The organism is Streptomyces sp. 549 (genome assembly GCF_030124175.1).
Lineage (GTDB): Bacteria > Actinomycetota > Actinomycetes > Streptomycetales > Streptomycetaceae > Streptomyces.
In genome coordinates this window covers 286716-308101 of sequence record NZ_JASKMT010000003.1, presented here as the reverse complement: position 1 = coordinate 308101, position 21386 = coordinate 286716, and the positions used below count along the sequence as shown (strand labels likewise).

General features: G+C 67.1%; 33 protein-coding genes. All 33 read left to right on the top strand.

Annotation, left to right across the window (positions count from 1 at the left end; all coding sequences use genetic code 11):
* Positions 1-9 precede the first annotated feature (9 nt).
* Positions 10-2208, top strand: coding sequence for a hypothetical protein (locus QNO07_RS05600; RefSeq protein ID WP_283990411.1), 2199 nt, complete (start codon positions 10-12; stop codon positions 2206-2208).
* On the top strand, positions 2205-2747 hold the full coding sequence (locus tag QNO07_RS05595) for a hypothetical protein (protein WP_283990410.1): 543 nt from the start codon (positions 2205-2207) through the stop codon (positions 2745-2747). The genes QNO07_RS05600 and QNO07_RS05595 overlap by 4 nt, the downstream gene beginning before the upstream one ends.
* A gap of 561 nt (positions 2748-3308) precedes the next feature.
* Positions 3309-3617: a 30S ribosomal protein S10 gene (gene rpsJ / locus QNO07_RS05590; protein WP_016473429.1), complete on the top strand. Its 309-nt coding sequence runs from the start codon at positions 3309-3311 to the stop codon at positions 3615-3617.
* A 13-nt stretch (positions 3618-3630) separates the two neighbouring features.
* Complete coding sequence (gene rplC, locus QNO07_RS05585) at positions 3631-4275, top strand: 50S ribosomal protein L3 (RefSeq protein WP_283990408.1); 645 nt, start codon at positions 3631-3633, stop codon at positions 4273-4275.
* A gap of 5 nt (positions 4276-4280) precedes the next feature.
* Positions 4281-4964 (top strand): 50S ribosomal protein L4, encoded by a 684-nt coding sequence (gene rplD / locus QNO07_RS05580; RefSeq protein WP_283990407.1) that lies wholly within the window; start codon positions 4281-4283, stop codon positions 4962-4964.
* Positions 4964-5311 carry a 50S ribosomal protein L23 gene (gene rplW, locus QNO07_RS05575; RefSeq protein ID WP_283990406.1) on the top strand — a complete coding sequence of 116 codons (348 nt, stop codon included), beginning with the start codon at positions 4964-4966 and terminating at the stop codon, positions 5309-5311. Before rplD ends, rplW begins: the two co-directional genes overlap by 1 nt.
* A gap of 39 nt (positions 5312-5350) precedes the next feature.
* The gene (gene rplB / locus QNO07_RS05570) at positions 5351-6187 is read left to right on the top strand and encodes a 50S ribosomal protein L2 (RefSeq protein ID WP_283990405.1); all 837 of its coding nucleotides are present in this window, start codon (positions 5351-5353) and stop codon (positions 6185-6187) included.
* A gap of 12 nt (positions 6188-6199) precedes the next feature.
* The gene (gene rpsS, locus QNO07_RS05565) at positions 6200-6481 is read left to right on the top strand and encodes a 30S ribosomal protein S19 (protein WP_028427761.1); all 282 of its coding nucleotides are present in this window, start codon (positions 6200-6202) and stop codon (positions 6479-6481) included.
* Positions 6482-6525: 44 nt separating this feature from the next.
* Positions 6526-6873 carry a 50S ribosomal protein L22 gene (rplV, locus tag QNO07_RS05560; protein WP_283990528.1) on the top strand — a complete coding sequence of 116 codons (348 nt, stop codon included), beginning with the start codon at positions 6526-6528 and terminating at the stop codon, positions 6871-6873.
* Positions 6873-7727, top strand: coding sequence for a 30S ribosomal protein S3 (gene rpsC / locus QNO07_RS05555; protein ID WP_283990401.1), 855 nt, complete (start codon positions 6873-6875; stop codon positions 7725-7727). The genes rplV and rpsC overlap by 1 nt, the downstream gene beginning before the upstream one ends.
* Before the next feature lie 5 nt (positions 7728-7732).
* A complete protein-coding gene (gene rplP, locus QNO07_RS05550; protein ID WP_283990399.1) occupies positions 7733-8152 on the top strand; it encodes a 50S ribosomal protein L16 in 420 nt (139 codons plus the stop codon).
* A complete protein-coding gene (gene rpmC, locus QNO07_RS05545; protein ID WP_283990398.1) occupies positions 8152-8379 on the top strand; it encodes a 50S ribosomal protein L29 in 228 nt (75 codons plus the stop codon). The genes rplP and rpmC overlap by 1 nt, the downstream gene beginning before the upstream one ends.
* Positions 8376-8657, top strand: coding sequence for a 30S ribosomal protein S17 (rpsQ, locus tag QNO07_RS05540; RefSeq protein ID WP_283990397.1), 282 nt, complete (start codon positions 8376-8378; stop codon positions 8655-8657). Before rpmC ends, rpsQ begins: the two co-directional genes overlap by 4 nt.
* Positions 8658-8767: 110 nt before the next feature.
* A complete protein-coding gene (rplN, locus tag QNO07_RS05535) occupies positions 8768-9136 on the top strand; it encodes a 50S ribosomal protein L14 (RefSeq protein WP_283990396.1) in 369 nt (122 codons plus the stop codon).
* 2 nt (positions 9137-9138) lie between these two features.
* Positions 9139-9462, top strand: a complete 324-nt coding sequence (rplX, locus tag QNO07_RS05530; protein ID WP_283990395.1) for a 50S ribosomal protein L24 — start codon at positions 9139-9141, stop codon at positions 9460-9462.
* Entirely contained in the window at positions 9462-10019 is a 558-nt protein-coding gene (gene rplE, locus QNO07_RS05525; RefSeq protein ID WP_283990394.1) for a 50S ribosomal protein L5, read from the top strand. Before rplX ends, rplE begins: the two co-directional genes overlap by 1 nt.
* Positions 10020-10021: 2 nt before the next feature.
* Positions 10022-10207: a type Z 30S ribosomal protein S14 gene (locus QNO07_RS05520; protein ID WP_004571834.1), complete on the top strand. Its 186-nt coding sequence runs from the start codon at positions 10022-10024 to the stop codon at positions 10205-10207.
* Positions 10208-10444: 237 nt separating this feature from the next.
* A complete protein-coding gene (rpsH, locus tag QNO07_RS05515) occupies positions 10445-10843 on the top strand; it encodes a 30S ribosomal protein S8 (protein WP_283990392.1) in 399 nt (132 codons plus the stop codon).
* A gap of 23 nt (positions 10844-10866) precedes the next feature.
* On the top strand, positions 10867-11406 hold the full coding sequence (gene rplF / locus QNO07_RS05510; protein WP_283990391.1) for a 50S ribosomal protein L6: 540 nt from the start codon (positions 10867-10869) through the stop codon (positions 11404-11406).
* 3 nt (positions 11407-11409) lie between these two features.
* Complete coding sequence (gene rplR, locus QNO07_RS05505; protein WP_283990390.1) at positions 11410-11793, top strand: 50S ribosomal protein L18; 384 nt, start codon at positions 11410-11412, stop codon at positions 11791-11793.
* A gap of 41 nt (positions 11794-11834) precedes the next feature.
* Complete coding sequence (gene rpsE / locus QNO07_RS05500) at positions 11835-12440, top strand: 30S ribosomal protein S5 (RefSeq protein ID WP_283990388.1); 606 nt, start codon at positions 11835-11837, stop codon at positions 12438-12440.
* Positions 12440-12622, top strand: a complete 183-nt coding sequence (gene rpmD / locus QNO07_RS05495; protein ID WP_283990387.1) for a 50S ribosomal protein L30 — start codon at positions 12440-12442, stop codon at positions 12620-12622. Before rpsE ends, rpmD begins: the two co-directional genes overlap by 1 nt.
* 1 nt (position 12623) lies before the next feature.
* Positions 12624-13079 (top strand): 50S ribosomal protein L15, encoded by a 456-nt coding sequence (gene rplO / locus QNO07_RS05490; RefSeq protein WP_283990386.1) that lies wholly within the window; start codon positions 12624-12626, stop codon positions 13077-13079.
* Between the two features lie 203 nt (positions 13080-13282).
* Positions 13283-14599 carry a preprotein translocase subunit SecY gene (gene secY, locus QNO07_RS05485; RefSeq protein WP_283990385.1) on the top strand — a complete coding sequence of 439 codons (1317 nt, stop codon included), beginning with the start codon at positions 13283-13285 and terminating at the stop codon, positions 14597-14599.
* Positions 14599-15249, top strand: coding sequence for an adenylate kinase (locus QNO07_RS05480; protein WP_283990384.1), 651 nt, complete (start codon positions 14599-14601; stop codon positions 15247-15249). The genes secY and QNO07_RS05480 overlap by 1 nt, the downstream gene beginning before the upstream one ends.
* A 134-nt stretch (positions 15250-15383) precedes the next feature.
* A complete protein-coding gene (gene map, locus QNO07_RS05475; protein WP_283990383.1) occupies positions 15384-16220 on the top strand; it encodes a type I methionyl aminopeptidase in 837 nt (278 codons plus the stop codon).
* Between the two features lie 269 nt (positions 16221-16489).
* Entirely contained in the window at positions 16490-16711 is a 222-nt protein-coding gene (infA, locus tag QNO07_RS05470; protein WP_003948620.1) for a translation initiation factor IF-1, read from the top strand.
* A gap of 59 nt (positions 16712-16770) precedes the next feature.
* The gene (gene rpmJ, locus QNO07_RS05465; protein WP_003956441.1) at positions 16771-16884 is read left to right on the top strand and encodes a 50S ribosomal protein L36; all 114 of its coding nucleotides are present in this window, start codon (positions 16771-16773) and stop codon (positions 16882-16884) included.
* A 191-nt stretch (positions 16885-17075) separates the two neighbouring features.
* Positions 17076-17456 carry a 30S ribosomal protein S13 gene (gene rpsM, locus QNO07_RS05460; RefSeq protein WP_283990377.1) on the top strand — a complete coding sequence of 127 codons (381 nt, stop codon included), beginning with the start codon at positions 17076-17078 and terminating at the stop codon, positions 17454-17456.
* Between the two features lie 66 nt (positions 17457-17522).
* A complete protein-coding gene (rpsK, locus tag QNO07_RS05455) occupies positions 17523-17927 on the top strand; it encodes a 30S ribosomal protein S11 (protein ID WP_004571845.1) in 405 nt (134 codons plus the stop codon).
* A 265-nt stretch (positions 17928-18192) separates the two neighbouring features.
* The gene (locus QNO07_RS05450) at positions 18193-19215 is read left to right on the top strand and encodes a DNA-directed RNA polymerase subunit alpha (RefSeq protein WP_283990374.1); all 1023 of its coding nucleotides are present in this window, start codon (positions 18193-18195) and stop codon (positions 19213-19215) included.
* Between the two features lie 182 nt (positions 19216-19397).
* On the top strand, positions 19398-20009 hold the full coding sequence (rplQ, locus tag QNO07_RS05445; RefSeq protein ID WP_283990372.1) for a 50S ribosomal protein L17: 612 nt from the start codon (positions 19398-19400) through the stop codon (positions 20007-20009).
* Positions 20010-20091: 82 nt separating this feature from the next.
* Entirely contained in the window at positions 20092-21000 is a 909-nt protein-coding gene (gene truA / locus QNO07_RS05440) for a tRNA pseudouridine(38-40) synthase TruA (RefSeq protein ID WP_283990371.1), read from the top strand.
* Positions 21001-21386: the final 386 nt, after the last annotated feature.

Sequence of the window (21386 nt, the reverse complement as noted above, 5' to 3'; positions counted from 1 at the left end):
GGTCGTCTCGTGGTCACGTTCCAGGAACTGAGCGACCTGCGGCTGGGCAAGCTGAAAACAGCGGTGACCGACTGGGAGCAGATGGTCGGAAAACTGGTGAAACTCGCCGACGGCGGCGACGGCGGCACCAGTGCGGCAAGCCTGGAGAAGAAGGCCAAGGCGGCTGACTGGAAAGGGCACAACGCCGTGGTGACCAAGAGCTTCGTCACCACCACGGCGTCCGAGTTCCAGGACGCCGTGACCGCCGCGCGCAGCATCCACACCGTTCTCAGCGGTGCCCACACGCGCTTCACCAAGCACAAGCAGGACCTTGCGGAAGCAGTCGACCGGGCGGCGAAGAAGAACATCTACGTGAACGCCAAGGGCGGTGTACGCGCCTCCGTCCCTCCGCCCCACGTGGCGGGGGACGCGAAGATCGAGGAGCCGACGCAGGCGCAACTGGACGCGGTGGCCAAGGAGATCGGTGACATCCTCGACGCCGCAGCCGAGACCGACCGGACGACGGCGACGGCGCTCAGGTTCCATGCCACCGAGAAGTACGACTTCCGGTCCGAGGGCTTCAAGAGCTTTGACGCCGCCGAGCGGAGCATCAAGGACTCGAACGAGGCGGTCGGTCTCGGCCGCAAGGATCCCACCGAGCTGAGCAACAAGGATCTCGACCGCTTCAACAGGCTGCTCCAGCGGAACGCGGACGATCCCGTCTTCGCCGAGCGCGTGGCGACGGGCCTCGGCCCGGACCGGACGCTGAGGTTCTACGCCGGTGCGGCCGACCTCGACCGTTGGCAGAACAACGAAGCCAACGGGCTGAAGGGCAGGGAAGAGCGGACAGAACTGCTGGCCGTCATGGAGAAGCAGCTCGGCACCACGGTCGCCACCGCGACCCGTTCGGGTAGCGATGCCATGGCTGCGTTCAAGGAACGAGTCATTGCCCTGGGTGGCCAGGACGTCAGCGGCCTCAGCAGACCATCCACTCGGTCGCGCGTCTACGGCTTCCAGGCGATGAGCGGCCTGATGCGGCATGGGGTCTACGAGCGCGAGTTCCTGGGCGACTACGGCGACGCGCTGGTGAAGTACGAGAAGGAGAACACCGGCGACGTCCGCGACCCGGGGCCTGGCGGTAAAACTCGCGAGAACGTGCTGCCTTGGGACAAGAGCCCCTCCTACGCCCGGATCGATCAGCTCCATTATGGCGATGACCAGGACGCCGGTCGTGATCCCATGACGGGCTTCATGAAGGCGCTCTCCCGCAACCCGGAAGCGGCTACGGACTTCTTCAGCTCGACCGAGCCGCAGGACAATGCGGAATGGGCGTTGAAGGACAGGCCGTCCTTCAACGACATTCCCTCGAACGCCCTTGGGCACGGCAAGAATGCTGACGATTATAAGGGCCCCAGTGCCGCGTATGAGGCAACAGGAGAGGCGCTCCTCGCCGGTGCCACTGGCGTGCGTCCGGACGGGGAAGACTCCCGGCCAGTGGAGCACACCGGACAGCATAGGAAGGTACTCGAAGGCTCTCTCAAGCATCTCGCCGCTCGGGGTGATGACTTTCCCGCAGAGCTACGTGACGACATGGCGAAGGTACTGGTCAGCCATGGCAGCGTCGTACACGCTACGACGAGTGATCTGAGCAACCGGCCTCCGCTTAACTGGGAAGATCTTGCTGAGGTCGCCAAACAAGTGTCCCGTGATCAGGACGCTCATGCGGATCTCAACGTGGGCTTGGAGGTCGCCATGCGCAAGGACTTTCGAGCCGGTGCGGAAAACCCGGAGGACAGCCTTGTCGCTGCGGGGCTTACGGTGGGATTCATGGAGCAGGTCCGATACGAAACGGTCGGTGACCGGTATGGTGACGGGCTGAGTGAAATCGGATGGAAGAAGAACTGGAGATACCACGGGGTTGGTGCACTTCTCAGCCTAATTCCAGGCGGCGGTGATGGCCTCCAGCGCGGTCTGGATCTAGGGGCAACCAGTCTGGCAGAAGACGAACAGAAACGACTGCAGCAGGAGCTTTCGGAAGAAAATCGCACCACTTTCAAATCGAGGAACGCGCAGTTGGCCTCTCTTGCCGAGGATTGGTACCTGGAAAACAAGGATTGGACGGATGGCAAGGTAGGCTTCTCTGCTAATAGCGGCATCTACAACGTGATCAGGGACGCTGCCAATAACGCGAACCAGGACGTCGGCAAGAACGCGGGAGGTCTCGAATGAAGGTGCTCAAGCCTCGGGTGGTCGGCGGGCTTCTCTGCCTCGCGGCTCTGGCCGCCTCCCTCACGGCGTGCACCGGGGGCGGCGGCGGTGAGTACGCCCTTCCGGAACGTGTCTGCGGCGTCGAACTTGCTCCGGAGGTCGTTGAGCCGCTGTTGCCCGCGGGGGAGTCGCTGAAGGAGCGGGGCGAGGTCTTCCCGGAGCGGTACGGCGACTGCTGGTTGGTGGTTGACAGGGCGGACGTTCTGACGGTGACCTTCGTCCCGCTGGACGCCTACAACGACCCGGCAGTCGAGGCGCGCACGCTGCGGTACTCCGGTCTGAAGCCGCTCGAGAGGCTTCCGTTCCCCGGTTCGGGGGTTCTCGGCGACCAGGGGAGTGTGGTCACCGCCCGTTGCGGAGGAGCAGGGCCGGCCTATTTCGCCGTGCAGGTCGCATCGGACAGCCTCCACCCGGCGGAGACCGGGGAGCGGCGTGAGGCCCTGGAGGCGTTCACCGTGGCCTACGTCTCCGGCGCCAGGCAGGAGAACGGCTGCGAGTAGGGACGGCTGCGCAGGAGAACGGCTGCGGGTAGAAACGCAGAACCGCTCCCGCGTGGTGGTCGGATTGGGACCGGGGCGCGAGGGGTAGGCTGCTGGGCGTAGCCGGTGAGGGCGGGGTCACGTGGCACCCCACTCGCCGGGCGGCCCCGGAACGTGGTAGGGGACCGGGAGGCGGCTCGGCCACCGTTCTCCGCGCCCCCCGAGGGGCGCGTCGAGGCGTGCTGAGGCCGATTGGCATGGGGTCTGCCCCATATGGCACACTGTCCAGGTTGCTCGGTTGAGTGCCGATGCTGTGCGCCTCCCGCCGGGAGGACCGGAAGCGAGTCCCAACGTACTCGTCGTCCCTTATCAGGGGCGGACGTACGGGAATCTTCCGGGAAGCGCAGGAGGGGCTTCCAGCCAGGCATCCGGTGGGTTTCTTTCCCCCAGCTTCCTTGCAGCAAGGATTCCCGTGCGGCGACGTACGGGAGGGGAAGCGACACGCCCGACCGCGTGGGTCGGAGGTGGAGTGGGAAGCACCGGGTTCCAGAGCGTTACGAGAGACAGGACTACGAAGTAGCCATGGCGGGACAGAAGATCCGCATCCGGCTCAAGGCCTACGACCACGAGGTCATCGACAACTCGGCGAAGAAGATCGTCGAAACGGTGACGCGTACTGGTGCGTCGGTCGCGGGCCCGGTGCCGCTGCCCACTGAGAAGAACGTGTACTGCGTCATCAAGTCGCCGCACAAGTACAAGGACTCGCGCGAGCACTTCGAGATGCGCACCCACAAGCGCCTGATCGACATCCTCGACCCGACGCCCAAGACCGTTGACTCGCTGATGCGCCTGGACCTTCCGGCCGGCGTCGACATCGAGATCAAGCTCTGAGGGGTCGGGAAAAATGGCTAAGCAGATCAAGGGCGTCCTGGGCGAGAAGCTCGGCATGACCCAGGTCTGGGACGAGAACAACCGTGTCGTCCCGGTCACTGTGGTCAAGGCCGGTCCCTGTGTCGTCACCCAGGTGCGCAGTGCAGACAAGGACGGCTACGAAGCCGTCCAGATCGCCTTCGGCGAGATCGACCCGCGCAAGGTGAACAAGCCCCTCAAGGGCCACTTCACCAAGGCCGAGGTCACCCCGCGCCGTCACCTCGTGGAGCTCCGCACCGCGGACGCCAGCGAGTACACCCTGGGCCAGGAGATCACCGCTGAGGTGTTCGAGTCCGGTGTCCGGGTCGACGTGACCGGCAAGTCCAAGGGCAAGGGCACCGCCGGTGTCATGAAGCGTCACGGCTTCCACGGCGGCAAGGCCTCCCACGGCGCGCACCGCGTGCACCGCAAGCCGGGTTCGATCGGTGGCTGCGCCACCCCGGGCCGCGTCTTCAAGGGCATGCGCATGGCCGGCCGTATGGGCAACGAGCGGGTCACCACCCAGAACCTGACCGTCCACGCCGTTGACGCGGAGAAGGGCCTGCTCCTCATCAAGGGCGCGGTCCCCGGTCCGAACGGCGGCCTCGTCCTGGTCCGTACCGCGGCCAAGGGGGTCTGAGGAAGATGAGTACCCCGACCAGCATTGACATCCTCTCGCCGGCAGGCGACAAGGCCGGGTCCGTCGATCTCCCCGCGGAGATCTTCGACACCCAGGTCAGCGTTCCGCTGATCCACCAGGTCGTCGTCGCCCAGCTGGCCGCTGCCCGCCAGGGCACGCACAAGACCAAGACCCGTGGCGAGGTCCGCGGTGGTGGGCGCAAGCCCTACCGCCAGAAGGGCACCGGCCGCGCCCGCCAGGGTTCGACCCGTGCGCCGCAGTTCGCCGGCGGTGGCGTCGTCCACGGCCCGCAGCCGCGTGACTACTCGCAGCGGACCCCCAAGAAGATGAAGGCCGCCGCCCTGCGTGGCGCCCTCTCCGACCGGGCCCGCAACAACCGCATCCACGTCGTCTCCGGCGTGGTCGAGGGTGACGCGTCCACGAAGGCCGCCCGGACCCTGTTCGGCAGGATCAGCGAGCGCAAGCACCTGCTCCTGGTCGCCGAGCGGGCCGACGAGGCCGCGTGGCTGTCCGCCCGCAACCTGCCCCAGGTGCACATCCTGGAGCCGGGCCAGCTGAACACGTACGACGTGCTCGTCTCCGACGACGTGGTCTTCACGAAGGCCGCCTTCGAGTCCTTCGTGGCCGGACCGGCTGCGGCCGGCAAGGCCACCGCTTCCGAGGCCGAGCTCGAAGGGAGCGACGCCTGATGAGCGAGACCACTGCCGTCAAGGCAGAGGCAGCCGAGGTCACCAGCAAGACCTTCACGGACCCCCGTGACATCCTGGTCAAGCCGGTGGTCTCCGAGAAGAGCTACGCGCTGCTGGACGAGAACAAGTACACGTTCATCGTCGACCCGCGTGCGAACAAGACCCAGATCCGGCAGGCCGTCGAGACGGTCTTCCAGGTCAAGGTCACTGGGGTCAACACGATCAACCGCCAGGGCAAGCGCAAGCGCACCCGCACCGGTTACGGCAAGCGCAAGGACACCAAGCGCGCCATCGTGACCCTCGCCGAGGGCGACCGTATCGACATCTTCGGCGGCCCGGTCTCCTAGCGGAGGTCGAGTCGTCCGATATCGGACGAGGACTGAGAAATGGGTATCCGCAAGTACAAGCCGACGACCCCGGGCCGTCGTGGCTCCAGCGTCGCCGACTTCGTCGAGATCACGCGGTCCACGCCGGAGAAGTCGCTGGTCCGCCCGCTGCACAGCAAGGGCGGCCGTAACAACGCCGGTCGTGTGACCGTTCGCCACCAGGGCGGTGGCCACAAGCGCGCCTACCGGGTGATCGACTTCCGTCGTCACGACAAGGACGGCGTGCCGGCCAAGGTCGCGCACATCGAGTACGACCCCAACCGCACCGCGCGCATCGCGCTGCTGCACTACGCCGACGGCGAGAAGCGCTACATCCTCGCGCCGGCCGGCATGAAGCAGGGCGACCGCGTCGAGAACGGTCCGGGCGCAGACATCAAGCCGGGCAACAACCTGCCGCTGCGCAACATCCCTGTCGGTACCGTGCTGCACGCCATCGAGCTGCGGCCCGGCGGCGGTGCGAAGTTCGCCCGCTCCGCGGGTGCCTCCGTGCAGCTGCTGGCGCGGGAGGGCTCGATGGCCCACCTGCGCATGCCGTCCGGTGAGATCCGCCTGGTCGACGTCCGCTGCCGCGCCACCGTTGGCGAGGTCGGCAACGCCGAGCAGTCGAACATCAACTGGGGCAAGGCCGGCCGTATGCGCTGGAAGGGCGTTCGCCCGACCGTCCGCGGTGTGGTCATGAACCCGATCGACCACCCGCACGGTGGTGGTGAGGGTCGTACCTCCGGTGGCCGGCACCCGGTCTCGCCGTGGGGCAAGAAGGAAGGACGTACTCGCTCGCCGAAGAAGGCCAGCAACAAGTACATCGTCCGCCGCCGCAAGACGAACAAGAAGCGCTAGGAGCGGGTTTAGATGCCGCGCAGTCTCAAGAAGGGGCCCTTCGTCGACGACCACCTGAGCAAGAAGGTGGACGTACAGAACGAGGCCGGCTCCAAGAACGTCATCAAGACCTGGTCCCGCCGCTCCATGATCGTCCCGGCCATGCTCGGCCACACGATCGCGGTGCACGACGGCCGCAAGCACGTCCCGGTGTTCGTCACCGAGTCGATGGTCGGCCACAAGCTTGGCGAGTTCGCGCCGACCCGCACCTTCCGCGGCCACGTGAAGGACGACCGCAAGTCCCGTCGTCGCTGATCGGGCGGAGTGCGAAGACCATGACTTACACCGAAGGGACAACCATGGAAGCCAGGGCCCAGGCGCGCTACGTGCGCGTCACGCCCATGAAGGCCCGCCGGGTGGTGGACCTCATCCGTGGCATGGACGCCACGGAGGCTCAGGCGGTCCTGCGTTTCACTCCGCAGGCCGCGAGTGTGCCGGTCGGCAAGGTGCTTGACAGCGCCATTGCCAACGCCGCGCACAACTACGACCACACCGACGCCGACAGCCTCGTCATCTCCGAGGCGTATGTCGACGAGGGCCCGACCCTCAAGCGGTTCCGGCCGCGTGCCCAGGGCCGCGCCTACCGGATCCGTAAGCGGACCAGCCACATCACGGTGGTCGTCAGCAGCAAGGAAGGAACCCGGTAATGGGCCAGAAGGTTAACCCGCACGGGTTCCGGCTCGGCATCACCACGGACTTCAAGTCCCGGTGGTACGCCGACAAGCTGTACAAGGACTACGTCAAGGAAGACGTCGAGATCCGCCGCCTGCTCACGCAGGGCATGGAGCGGGCCGGCATCTCCAAGGTCGAGATCGAGCGGACCCGTGACCGGGTGCGCGTCGACGTTCACACCGCCCGTCCGGGCATCGTGATCGGCCGTCGTGGTGCCGAGGCCGAGCGGATCCGCGGCAAGCTCGAGAAGCTCACGGGCAAGCAGATCCAGTTCAACATCCTCGAGGTCAAGAACCCCGAGACGGACGCTCAGCTGGTGGCCCAGGCCGTCGCCGAGCAGCTCTCGTCGCGGGTCTCCTTCCGTCGGGCCATGCGCAAGAGCATGCAGTCGACGATGAAGGCCGGCGCCAAGGGCATCAAGATCCAGTGCGGCGGTCGCCTCGGCGGCGCCGAGATGTCCCGCTCGGAGTTCTACCGCGAGGGCCGTGTGCCCCTGCACACCCTGCGTGCGAACGTCGACTACGGCTTCTTCGAGGCCAAGACGACCTTCGGCCGCATCGGTGTGAAGGTGTGGATCTACAAGGGCGACGTCAAGAACATCGCCGAGGTCCGCGCCGAGAACGCCGCGGCGCGTGCGGGCAACCGCCCGTCCCGCGGTGGCGGTGGCGGCGGCAGTGACCGTCCGCGTCGCGGTGGCGAGCGCGGCGGCCGCGGCGGTCGCAAGCCGCAGCAGGCGCCGGCCGAGGCCGCGGCGGCACCCAAGGGTGACGCCACCGCTGCTCCGGCGGCGGAGGCTGCGTCCACTTCTACCGGCGGAACGGAGGCCTGACCGTCATGCTGATCCCGCGCAGGGTCAAGCACCGCAAGCAGCACCACCCGAAGCGCAGTGGTATGGCCAAGGGCGGAACCGAGCTTGCCTTCGGCGAGTACGGCATCCAGGCCGTCACCCCCGCCTACGTGACGAACCGGCAGATCGAGGCAGCTCGTATCTCCATGACTCGTCACATCAAGCGTGGTGGAAAGGTCTGGATCAACATCTACCCGGACCGTCCGCTGACGAAGAAGCCTGCCGAGACCCGCATGGGTTCCGGTAAGGGTTCGCCGGAGTGGTGGGTCGCGAACGTCAAGCCCGGTCGGGTGATGTTCGAACTGTCCTACCCGAACGAGAAGATTGCTCGTGAGGCGCTCATCCGCGCTGCTCACAAGCTTCCGATGAAGTGCCGGATCGTTCGGCGCGAGGCAGGTGAGTCGTGATGGCGGCCGGAACCAAGGCCAACGAGCTCCGCGAGCTGAGCGACGAGGAGATCCTCCTCAAGCTCCGCGAAGCCAAGGAGGAGCTGTTCAAGCTCCGCTTCCAGGCGGCGACCGGACAGCTCGAGAACAACGGCCGGCTCAAGGTCGTTCGTAAGGACATCGCCCGGATCTACACCCTGATGCGTGAGCGCGAGCTCGGCATCGAGACGGTGGAGAGCGCTTCATGAGCGAGACGAATGTGACTGCAAACAGCCAGCGCGGCGACCGCAAGACCCGTGAGGGTCTGGTCGTCAGCGACAAGATGGACAAGACCGTCGTTGTCGCTGTCGAGGACCGCGTCAAGCACGCCCTCTACGGCAAGGTCATCCGCCGTACGAGCAAGCTCAAGGCGCACGACGAGCAGAACGCCGCGGGCACCGGCGACCGCGTCCTCCTCATGGAGACCCGGCCGCTGTCCGCGACCAAGCGTTGGCGCGTCGTCGAGATCCTCGAGAAGGCGAAGTAACCCCATAAGGTTCCGAGTCCGCTCGGGATTTCAGTTCCGCCAGGCTCGGCAGGGGCCACCCGGTGACCGGGAGCCCCTGCCGGGAACCGGCAGACGATCAGGAGATAGACGTGATCCAGCAGGAGTCGCGACTGCGTGTCGCCGACAACACTGGTGCGAAGGAGATCCTTTGCATCCGTGTTCTCGGCGGTTCCGGTCGCCGCTACGCGGGCATCGGCGACGTGATCGTTGCCACCGTGAAGGATGCGATCCCCGGTGGCAACGTGAAGAAGGGTGACGTCATCAAGGCGGTCATCGTGCGCACCGTGAAGGAGCGCCGCCGTCCCGACGGTTCCTACATCCGCTTCGACGAGAACGCCGCCGTCATTCTGAAGAACGACGGCGACCCCCGCGGCACCCGTATCTTCGGCCCCGTGGGCCGAGAGCTGCGCGACAAGAAGTTCATGAAGATCATCTCGCTCGCGCCGGAGGTGCTGTGAGCATGAAGATCAAGAAGGGCGACCTGGTTCAGGTCATCACCGGTAAGGACAAGGGCAAGCAGGGCAAGGTCATCGTGGCCTTCCCCCGCGAGGACCGCGTCCTGGTCGAGGGTGTCAACCGGGTCAAGAAGCACACGAAGGCCGGCCAGACCGCCCGTGGTTCGAAGACCGGCGGCATCGTCACGACCGAGGCCCCGATCCACGTGAGCAACGTCCAGCTCGTGGTGGAGAAGGACGGCAACAAGGTCGTCACCCGCGTCGGGTACCGCTTCGACGAGGACGGCAACAAGATCCGCGTTGCCAAGCGGACCGGTGAGGACATCTGATGACTGCCACCACTGCGCCGCGCCTGAAGCTGCGCTACCGCGAAGAGATCCAGAGCAAGCTGCACGACGAGTTCAAGTACGAGAACGTCATGCAGACCCCCGGTCTCACCAAGATCGTGGTCAACATGGGTGTGGGCGACGCCGCCCGCGACTCCAAGCTGATCGAGGGCGCCATCCGCGACCTCACCACGATCACCGGTCAGAAGCCGGCCGTCACCAAGGCCCGGAAGTCCATCGCGCAGTTCAAGCTGCGCGAGGGTCAGCCGATCGGCTGCCACGTGACGCTGCGCGGCGACCGGATGTGGGAGTTCCTGGACCGCCTGCTGTCGCTCGCGCTGCCGCGCATCCGCGACTTCCGCGGGCTGTCGCCGAAGCAGTTCGACGGCCGGGGCAACTACACCTTCGGTCTCACGGAGCAGGTCATGTTCCACGAGATCGACCAGGACAAGATCGACCGGGTCCGGGGCATGGACATCACCGTGGTCACCACGGCGACCAACGACGACGAGGGCCGCGCCCTTCTTCGTCACCTCGGCTTCCCGTTCAAGGAGAACTGACCGTGGCGAAGAAGGCTCTGATCGCTAAGGCCGCCCGCAAGCCGAAGTTCGCGGTGCGTGCGTACACGCGCTGCCAGCGTTGCGGCCGGCCCCACTCCGTCTACCGCAAGTTCGGCCTGTGCCGCGTGTGCCTTCGTGAGATGGCTCACCGCGGCGAGCTGCCGGGCGTGACCAAGAGCTCCTGGTAGTCCCCGCAACGCGGGACTCCTGGAACTCTCGGTAAGCATCCTGGCCGGCGGGAGCCCGCCTCACATGCCGTAGGCTTGTGGGGTTGGGCGCCCGCCGCCCGTGACCGCCCGCGGGCACTGCCCGCTCAACGTCGCTTACTACGCCGTAGGTCCCCGCGCCGCACCCGTCCCGCCGATGAGCGGGGAGAGGGATGGCGCATACAGGAAACCCCGGCGAGAGAGGCCGAAGGCCATCACATGACCATGACCGATCCGATCGCAGACATGCTGACCCGTCTGCGGAACGCGAACTCGGCTTACCACGACGACGTCGTGATGCCGCACAGCAAGATCAAGTCGCACATCGCGGAGATCCTCCAGCAGGAGGGCTACATCACCGGCTGGAAGGTCGAGGACGCCACCGTCGGCAAGTCCCTCGTCCTGGAGCTGAAGTTCGGCCCGAACCGCGAGCGCTCGATCGCCGGCATCAAGCGCATCTCGAAGCCTGGCCTCCGGGTCTACGCAAAGTCCACCAACCTGCCGAAGGTGCTCGGCGGCCTGGGCGTGGCGATCATCTCCACGTCCCACGGGCTCCTCACCGACAAGCAGGCCAGCAAGAAGGGCGTGGGTGGGGAAGTCCTCGCCTACGTCTGGTAGCGGAAGGGAACGGAGGAAAAGCCATGTCGCGAATCGGCAAGCTCCCCATCCAGGTTCCCGCCGGTGTGGACGTCACCATCGATGGCCGCACGGTCGCGGTGAAGGGCCCCAAGGGCTCTCTCGCGCACACCGTCGTCTCGCCCATCGAGGTCGCCAAGGGTGAGGACGGCGTCATCGTCGTCTCCCGCCCGAACGACGAGAGCCGGAACAAGGCCCTGCACGGCCTGTCCCGCACGCTGGTGGCGAACATGATCACTGGCGTGACCCAGGGATACAGCAAGCGTCTCGAGATCAGCGGTGTCGGCTACCGCGTCCAGGCGAAGGGCTCCAACCTGGAGTTCGCGCTCGGATACAGCCACCCGATCCTGATCGAGGCCCCCGAGGGCATCAGCTTCAAGGTCGAGTCCCCGACCAAGCTGAGCGTCGAGGGCATCGACAAGCAGAAGGTCGGCGAGGTCGCCGCGAACATCCGCAAGCTGCGGAAGCCCGACCCGTACAAGGCCAAGGGCGTCAAGTACGAGGGCGAAGTCATCCGCCGCAAGGTCGGAAAGGCGGGTAAGTAAGCCATGGCATACGGCGTGAAGATCGCCAAGGGCGACGCGTACAAGCGGGCTGCCGCCAAGCGCCGTCACATCCGGATCCGCAAGAGGATCTCGGGTACTCCCGAGCGCCCGCGGCTGGTCGTGACCCGCTCCAACAGGCACATGGTCGCCCAGGTCATCGACGACATCGCAGGCCACACGCTGGCCTCCGCTTCGTCGCTGGACGTCTCCGTCCGCGGTGGCGAGGGTGACAAGAGCGCGCAGGCCAAGCAGGTCGGTGCACTGCTCGCTGAGCGTGCCAAGGCCGCCGGCGTCGAGGCTGTCGTCTTCGACCGCGGTGGCAACAAGTACGCCGGGCGCATTGCCGCCCTGGCCGACGCCGCCCGCGAAGCCGGGCTCAAGTTCTGAGCCGGTTCCGTAGCTAGCGGACATAGAGAGAGGTAATTCCAATGGCTGGACCCCAGCGCCGCGGAGGCGGCGCCGGTGGCGGCGAGCGGCGGGACCGTAAGGACGGGCGCGGCGGCGGTCAGGCTGCTGACAAGACCGCATACGTCGAGCGTGTCGTCGCGATCAACCGCGTCGCCAAGGTCGTCAAGGGCGGTCGTCGCTTCAGCTTCACCGCGCTTGTCGTGGTGGGCGACGGTGACGGCACCGTCGGTGTCGGATACGGCAAGGCGAAGGAGGTGCCGGCTGCCATCGCCAAGGGTGTGGAGGAGGCCAAGAAGAACTTCTTCAAGGTCCCCCGGATCCAGGGCACCATCCCGCACCCCTTCCAGGGTGAGAAGGCGGCCGGTGTCGTGCTGCTCAAGCCGGCTTCCCCCGGTACCGGCGTCATCGCCGGTGGCCCGGTGCGTGCCGTGCTGGAGTGCGCCGGTATCCACGACGTGCTCAGCAAGTCGCTCGGCTCGTCCAACCCGATCAACATCGTGCACGCCACGGTGGCCGCTCTGAAGGGCCTTCAGCGCCCCGAGGAGATCGCTGCCCGCCGTGGCCTGCCTCTGGAGGACGTCGCTCCCGCAGCTCTGCTGCGGGCGCGGGCTGGGGTGAGCGCGTAATGGCTCAGCTCAAGGTCACCCAGACGAAGTCCGTGATCGGGACGAAGAAGAACCACCGTGAGACGCTGCGGACCCTCGGTCTGAAGCGTGTCAACGATGTGGTCGTCAAGGAAGACCGCCCCGAGTTCCGCGGCATGGTTCACACCGTGCGGCACCTCGTGACGGTTGAGGAGGTCGACTGAGATGGCGGAGCAGAAGCCGCTGAAGGTCCACAACCTCCGTCCGGCCCCGGGCGCCAAGACCGCCAAGACCCGTGTCGGTCGTGGTGAGGCGTCAAAGGGTAAGACGGCCGGTCGTGGTACCAAGGGCACCAAGGCCCGCTACCAGGTTCCGGAGCGCTTCGAGGGTGGGCAGATGCCGCTGCACATGCGGCTGCCCAAGCTCAAGGGCTTCAAGAACCCGTTCCGCACCGAGTACCAGGTGGTGAACCTGGACAAGCTCGCGTCCCTCTACCCCGAGGGCGGCGAGGTCACGGTTGCCGACCTGGTCGAGAAGGGCGCGGTTCGCAAGAACAGCCTCGTGAAGGTGCTGGGTTCGGGCGACGTCTCCGTGGCGCTGCAGGTGACGGTGGACGCCGTCTCCGGCTCCGCCAAGGAGAAGATCACCGCTGCCGGCGGTACCGTCACCGAGCTCGTCTGAGCATGATGGCGTGAGACCAACCGGGGATGCCCAGGAACGGGCATCCCCGGTTGGTCGTTCCTAGGGAGGGCCTGTCGCCGGTATGGTGGCGGGCACTGCCTGCTTCCGCGTCGCGACCGGCGCGGACGCTTACCAGTTCTCTTATCCGTCGTTACACAAGACCGTCACCTCTCGCGCCACACGCGGGGGGCGCAGGAGGTACCGTGCTCAGCGCGTTCGCCCGGGCGTTCAAGACGCCCGACCTGCGCAAGAAGCTGCTGTTCACGCTGGGCATCATCGTGCTCTTCCGGCTGGGTGCCCACATCCCCGTGCCGGGCGTGAGCTACGAGAACGTCCAGCAGTGCGTGACTGAGGCCGGGAGCGGGGACAAGGGCCTCTTCGACCTGGTCAACATGTTCAGCGGCGGCGCGCTGATGCAGATCACGATCTTCGCGCTCGGGATCATGCCGTACATCACGGCGAGCATCATCCTCCAGCTGCTGGTCGTGGTCATCCCCCGGCTGGAGGCCCTCAAGAAGGAGGGCCAGTCCGGCCAGGCGAAGATCACCCAGTACACCCGCTACCTGACCATGGCGCTCGCCGTGCTCCAGGCCACCGGCCTGGTGGCGACCGCGCGCAGCGGCAGCCTCTTCCAGAACTGCACGGTCGGCAGCCAGATCGTGCCCGACCCGTCGATGTTCACCATCATCTCGATGGTCATCACGATGACCGCGGGCACCGCGCTCATCATGTGGCTCGGTGAGCTGGTGACCGACAAGGGCATCGGCAACGGCATGTCGATCCTGATGTTCGTCTCCATCGCTTCGGGCTTCCCCGCCGCGCTGTGGGCCATCAAGGGCTCCGGCACGCTGGCCGACGGCTGGATCGAGTTCGGCACCGTGATCGTCTGCGGTCTGGGGATGGTGGGCCTCGTCGTCTTCGTCGAGCAGGCGCAGCGCCGCATCCCCGTGCAGTACGCCAAGCGCATGATCGGCCGGCGTTCCTACGGCGGCACCTCGACCTACATCCCGCTCAAGGTGAACCAGGCCGGTGTGATCCCGGTCATCTTCGCCTCGTCGCTGCTCTACATCCCGGCTCTGATCGTCCAGTTCAGCGGATCCCAGTCCGGCTGGGCCGACTGGATCCAGCAGAACTTCCAGAGCCAGGACGCGCCGATCTACATCATCACGTACTTCCTGTTGATCGTCTTCTTCGCGTTCTTCTACGTCTCCATCACCTTCAACCCCGAAGAAGTTGCAGACAACATGAAGAAGTATGGTGGCTTCATCCCGGGCATCCGGGCCGGCCGTCCCACGGCGGAGTACCTGAGCTACGTGCTGAACCGCATCACGTGGCCCGGATCGATCTACCTTGGTCTGATCGCACTCGTGCCTACCGTTGCGCTGATCGCGTTCAACGCCCAGGGCGAGTTCCCGTTCGGAGGAACAAGCATCCTCATCATCGTGGGCGTCGGTCTGGAGACCGTGAAGCAGATTGAGAGCCAACTCCAGCAGCGCAACTACGAAGGGTTCCTCCGCTGATGCGTATCCTCCTCGTTGGGCCGCCTGGTGCGGGAAAGGGCACGCAGGCCGCGTTGCTCGCCCGAAGTCTCGGCATCCCGCACATCTCCACCGGCGACCTGTTCCGGGCCAACATCAGCCAGGGCACCCCGCTCGGGCAGCAGGCCAAGGCGTTCATGGACGAGGGCCGGCTGGTACCGGACGAGGTCACCATCGGCATGGCCAAGGACCGCATGGAGCAGCCGGACGCCGAGGGCGGCTTCCTGCTGGACGGCTTCCCGCGGAACGTGGCCCAGGCCGAGGCGCTGGACGTCATCCTCAAGGAGGGCGGCCTGACGCTGGACGCGGTGCTGGACCTGGAGGTCCCCGAGGACGAGGTGGTCAAGCGGATCGCCGGCCGCCGGATGTGCCGCAAGGACAGCAGCCACATCTTCCACGTCGTCTACAGCCCGTCGAAGGCGGACGGGGTGTGCGACGTGTGCGGTGGCGAGCTGTACCAGCGTGAGGACGACCGCGAGGACACGGTGCGCAAGCGCCTGGAGGTCTACCACACGGAGACCGAGCCGATCATCGACTACTACAAGTCGCAGGAGCTGGTGACGACGATCCCGGCCCTGGCCGAGGTCTCCGAGGTGACGCGCCGCGCGATGGCGGCGCTGGGCCGCGACTGACGGACCTCTTCAGCGATACGGCGGCGGTGCCCTGGTGGGCGCCGCCGCCGTATCGTGTATGCACGGCAGGCGTGCGCGGCACGACGGTCCACACAGCACAGCGGTTCACAACGGTTGAGGAAGGCGCAGTCCCCATGGTGGAGCTCAAGACCCCCGAGCAGATCGCGAAGATGCGTGCGGCAGGGCTGGTGGTCGCCGCGATGCACCGCGCCTGCAAGGAGGCCGCCGTGCCGGGGGCCACCACGAAGGACCTCGACGAGGTCGCGGCGAAGGTGCTCGCCGACCACGGCGCCAAGCCCAACTTCCTGGGGTACGGCGGCTTCACCGGCAACATCTGCACCTCGGTCAACGAGGTGGTGGTGCACGGCATCCCGAGCCGGGACACGGTGCTGAAGTCGGGCGACCTGATCTCCATCGACGCGGGCGCGATCATCGACGGCTGGCACGGTGACGCCGCACTGACCGTGTTCGTGGGTGAGGGGCACTCCGCCGAGGTGGTCGAGCTGAGCCGGGTCACCGAGGAGTCCATGTGGGCCGGCATCGCCGCCATGCGCAAGGGCAACCGGTTGGTGGACATCTCGAAGGCGATCGAGGGCTACGTCCGGCGGCAGCCGCGTCCGGCGTCCGGCAAGTACGGCATCGTCGAGGACTACGGCGGCCACGGCATCGGCAGCCAGATGCACATGGACCCGCACCTGCTGAACTACGTCGACCGCCGCCGTGGCAAGGGGCCGAAGCTGGTGCCGGGCATGTGCCTGGCCATCGAGCCGATGGTGAGCCTGGGCACGGCGAAGACGCACGTGCTCGACGACGAGTGGACGGTCAAGACCAACGACGGCAGCTGGTCCAGCCACTGGGAGCACTCGGTGGCGCTGACCGAGCAGGGCCCGCTGGTGCTGACCGCGCCGGACGGCGGCCGGGCGAAGCTCGCCGAGTACGGCATCGAGGCGGCACCCGACCCGCTGGGCTGAAGCCAGGCGCCGCCGGGGGCGGCGGGCGTCGACCCGCTCGGCGTCGCCCGTCCCCCGTCCGGGTGAGGCGGGTGCCGGGCGGCTGTCGTGATCGCCCCGGTTCGGTGCGATCCGCCGCCTCTACCCGCTTAGGGATCTTGTAATCGGGGGAGAATCCCCGGATTCGTCTTTCCGGGGTCCCTGACGTAGACTGGCTCGTCGGTCCTGGTGTATCCGTATGCCCGGACCGATCACAGGTAGCCGATCCACGGAAGGTGAAGCGCTCAAGCATGGCCAAAAAACAAGGGGCCATCGAGATCGAGGGCACCGTCGTCGAGTCTCTCCCGAACGCGATGTTCAAGGTGGAGCTCCAAAACGGGCACCAGGTCCTCGCGCACATCAGCGGCAAGATGCGGATGCACTACATCCGTATCCTTCCCGACGACCGGGTCGTGGTGGAGTTGTCTCCCTACGACCTGACTCGTGGACGGATCGTCTACCGCTACAAGTAGATCTTGCCGGCGCCTCGTCTCGGCGAGGTGGTGGCCTGACCCGGAGAACCTCACATCCCATGAAGGTCAAGCCGAGCGTCAAGAAGATCTGCGACAAGTGCAAGGTGATCCGCCGTCACGGCCGGGTCATGGTCATCTGCGACAACCTGCGCCACAAGCAGCGCCAGGGCTGACGCACGACCCGCACCTCGCAGTTCTTCGCGCGACGCAAGCAGACAGATAGAGACGCAGTCACCCGACCCCCCACGTGAAGTGTGGGGACGACACCCCCGGTCGGAGGCCGGGGACCCGGCTCGTAACGCTCAGGAGCCTTACGGGAACGGTGCTGCGCCAGACCTCCGAATAGCCATCAGGAGCCACGTCAATGGCACGCCTTGCAGGCGTTGACCTTCCGCGCGAGAAGCGCGTGGAGGTCGCCCTCACCTACGTCTTCGGCATCGGCCGCACCCGGTCCCAGGAAGCCCTGGAGAACACCGGCGTCAACCCGGACACCCGGGTTCGCGACCTCGCCGAGGAAGACCTCATCAAGCTCCGCGACTACGTGGACGCCAACTTCCAGACCGAGGGCGACCTCCGTCGGGAGATCCAGGCCGACATCCGTCGCAAGGTCGAGATCGGCAACTACGAGGGTCTGCGTCACCGCCGCGGTCTCCCCGTCCGTGGCCAGCGCACCAAGACCAACGCCCGCACCCGCAAGGGCCCGCGTCGCGCGATCGCCGGCAAGAAGAAGCCGGGCAAGAAGTAGTCCTCACCGGACGCTACCCAGCGGTCCGAGCTGTAGGACCGACCACCTCCACGGGAGAAGAACTATATGCCTCCGAAGGGCCGTACGGCCGGCGCCAAGAAGGTGCGCCGCAAGGAGAAGAAGAACGTCGCCCACGGGCACGCTCACATCAAGAGCACGTTCAACAACACCATCGTTTCGATCACCGACCCCACCGGCAACGTGATCTCCTGGGCCTCGGCCGGTCACGTGGGCTTCAAGGGCTCGCGCAAGTCCACGCCGTTCGCGGCGCAGATGGCTGCCGAGTCCGCCGCCCGCCGTGCGCAGGAGCACGGCATGCGCAAGGTCGACGTGTTCGTCAAGGGTCCCGGCTCCGGCCGTGAGACCGCGATCCGCTCCCTCCAGGCCACCGGCCTTGAGGTCGGCTCGATCCAGGACGTCACGCCCACCCCGCACAACGGCTGCCGTCCCCCCAAGCGCCGCCGCGTCTGACCGAAGCGGGCGGGCGGCACCCAGGTGCCCGCCCGCTCCTCGGGCGTCCGATCGGGCACGCTCAGCAGTACCCAGCAGTACCGGTCGCTCGTCGGTAGTACCGAGTAGTCGGTAGTACCCAGTAGTACGAGCAGAACCGGTTTGAGTGCGGGCGGTCTGTCGCTGCGGCGGCAGGTCGCCCGTACCCTTGCAGTATCAGGTCCCGGACGTCCGTCCGGGAGCTCGGCATCAAATAGCGGTTGCCGAAGATCTGGAGGCATCACCCATGCTGATCGCTCAGCGCCCCTCACTGACCGAAGAGGTCGTCGACGAGTTCCGCTCCCGGTTCGTCATCGAGCCGCTGGAGCCGGGGTTCGGCTACACCCTCGGTAACTCCCTGCGTCGCACGCTCCTGTCCTCGATCCCCGGTGCGGCTGTCACCAGCATCCGGGTCGACGGCGTCCTGCACGAGTTCACCACCGTGCCCGGCGTCAAGGACGACGTGACCGACCTGATCCTCAACATCAAGCAGCTCGTCGTCTCCTCGGAGCACGACGAGCCGGTCGTGATGTACCTGCGCAAGCAGGGCCCCGGCCTGGTCACCGCCGCGGACATCGCGCCGCCGGCCGGTGTCGAGGTGCACAACCCCGACCTGGTCCTGGCCACGCTCAACGCCAAGGGCAAGCTGGAGATGGAGCTGACCGTCGAGCGCGGTCGCGGCTACGTCTCCGCCGTGCAGAACAAGCAGCTCGGCCAGGAGATCGGCCGCATCCCGGTCGACTCCATCTACAGCCCCGTGCTGAAGGTCACCTACAAGGTCGAGGCGACCCGAGTCGAGCAGCGCACCGACTTCGACAAGCTCATCGTCGACGTCGAGACCAAGGAGTCCATGCGTCCCCGTGACGCCATGGCCTCCGCGGGCAAGACGCTGGTCGAGCTGTTCGGCCTGGCCCGCGAGCTGAACGTGGACGCCGAGGGCATCGACATGGGCCCCTCGCCCACCGACGCCGCGCTCGCCGCCGACCTGGCGCTGCCGATCGAGGAGCTGGAACTCACCGTCCGCTCCTACAACTGCCTCAAGCGCGAGGGCATCCACTCCGTGGGTGAGCTCGTGGCGCGTTCCGAGGCGGACCTGCTCGACATCCGCAACTTCGGTGCGAAGTCGATCGACGAGGTCAAGGCGAAGCTGGCCGGCATGGGCCTGGCCCTGAAGGACAGCCCGCCCGGATTCGACCCGACGGCCGCCGCCGACGCCTTCGGCGCGGACGACGACGCCGACCAGGGCTTCGTCGAGACCGAGCAGTACTGATCCAGTACGGATCAGCATGATCCACTCCGGGACGGGCAGCTCACGCCTCCCGTCCCGGGGCTTCGTGCCGTTCCGCGTGCCCCTCGCGGGTGACCGGGACGGCACACCCCGGTCCGGCGTCCGCCGGTCCGGCCTGACACCGGTACCTGACACGGCCGGTGCAGAGAACAAGGAGAATCACCATGCCGAAGCCCACCAAGGGCGCCCGTCTGGGCGGCAGCGCGGCGCACCAGAAGGCCATGCTTGGCAACCTCGCCACCAGCCTTTTCGAGCACGGCCGCATCACCACCACCGAGGCGAAGGCCCGCCGCCTGCGCCCGGTCGCGGAGCGTCTGATCACCAAGGCGAAGAAGGGCGACCTTCACAACCGCCGCCAGGTCATGCGCACGATCCTGGACAAGAGCGTCGTCCACGCGCTCTTCACCGAGATCGGCCCCCGCTACGAGAACCGCCCGGGTGGCTACACCCGGATCACCAAGATCGGCAACCGTCGCGGCGACAACGCGCCGATGGCGGTCATCGAGCTGGTGGAGGCCCTGACCGTGCAGCAGACCGCTGTCGGTGAGGCCGAGGCCGCCACGAAGCGCTCCGCCAAGGACGCCGCCGGCGAGCAGGCCGTCGCGGACCTGAAGAAGGACGCGGCGAAGGACGACGAGCCGAAGGACGCGGCCCAGGCCGACGCCGAGGCCACCGACTCCGACAAGGCTGCTGACGCCGACAAGGCAGACGCTGCCGAGGCTGACGCCGACAAGGGCGACGCCGACAAGGCCGCCGAGGAGAAGAAGGACGCCTGAGCGTCCCCTTCCCCGCAGTGAACGTACGGGCCCGTCCCTCCGGGGGCGGGCCCGTACGCCGTTCCCCGAGAGGATCACCTTCGTGAGCGACGCACCGGAGCCCGGCTTCGTCCGGGTACGGCTCGACCTGTCCTACGACGGCAAGGACTTCTCCGGCTGGGCCGTCCAGCACGGCCGCCGCACCGTGCAGGGCGAGCTGGCCGAGGCGCTGCGCGTCGTCCTGCGCCTGGGCGCGCCGGTCGAGCTGACCGTCGCCGGGCGCACGGACGCGGGCGTGCACGCCCGCGGGCAGGTCGCGCACTGCGACCTGCCCGCCGAGCTGTGGGCCGACCACCGGGAGCGGCTGCTTCGCCGCCTCGCCGGACGCCTGCCCTGGGACGTCCGCGTGCACCGCGTCAGCGAGGCCCCCACCGACTTCAACGCCCGCTTCTCCGCGATCTGGCGCCGCTACGCCTACCGCGTCAGCGACCACCCCGGCGGCGTCGACCCGCTCCAGCGCGGCCACGTGCTGTGGCACAACTGGCCGCTGGACGAGGACGCGATGAACGCCGCCGCCCAACGCCTTCTGGGCGAGCACGACTTCGCGGCGTACTGCAAGAAGCGCGAGGGTGCCACGACCATCCGCACTCTCCAGGAGCTGCACTGGGTCCGCCGCCCGGACGGCGTGCTGGAGGCCACCGTCAAGGCGGACGCCTTCTGCCACAACATGGTCCGCTCCCTGGTGGGCGCCATGCTCTTCGTCGGCGACGGCCACCGCCCGCCGACCTGGCCCGGCGAGGTACTCGCCGCAGGCGTCCGCGACTCCGCCGTCCACGTGGTGCGCCCGCACGGCCTCACCCTGGAGCAGGTCGGCTACCCGGCCGACGCCCACCTCGGCGCCCGCAACCGCGAAGCCCGCAACCGCCGCACCCTGCCGGGAGCGGGGGACACGGGGGCGGCGGGTACGGGGGTGGCGGGTACGGGGTCGGCGCTCGACGCGGGGTGCTGTTGAGGGGCCGGGGTGGGCAGGCAATGCTCAGCCATGCGGCACATGCGACTACAGGGGGGAGCGGAGATGTCGCGAAGTCCGAGGGATGAGTTCAGGGACGGCCCGGGGTGGATCTACTTCAGCATCCTGTTCTGTGCGTGGACAGCAGCCAGCAGCGGTACCGCGACCTGGGCGAGAGTTGCCGCGGCGGTGTTCCTGGTGGTTTGGGTGGTATTGCTGGTGCAGCACTTCCTGCGGCGTCGTAGCGGTCGAAAGTCCCCTGAGGATCTGGACAGAGCGGCATCTTGAACCTGCCCCTACCCGGACGGACCGCAGCGGTCGAGGATCTTGTACAAGAATCGTTCGATTCAGCGGAGTGGAGATCTGGTGACGCCGCAGGGGGAGAAGTC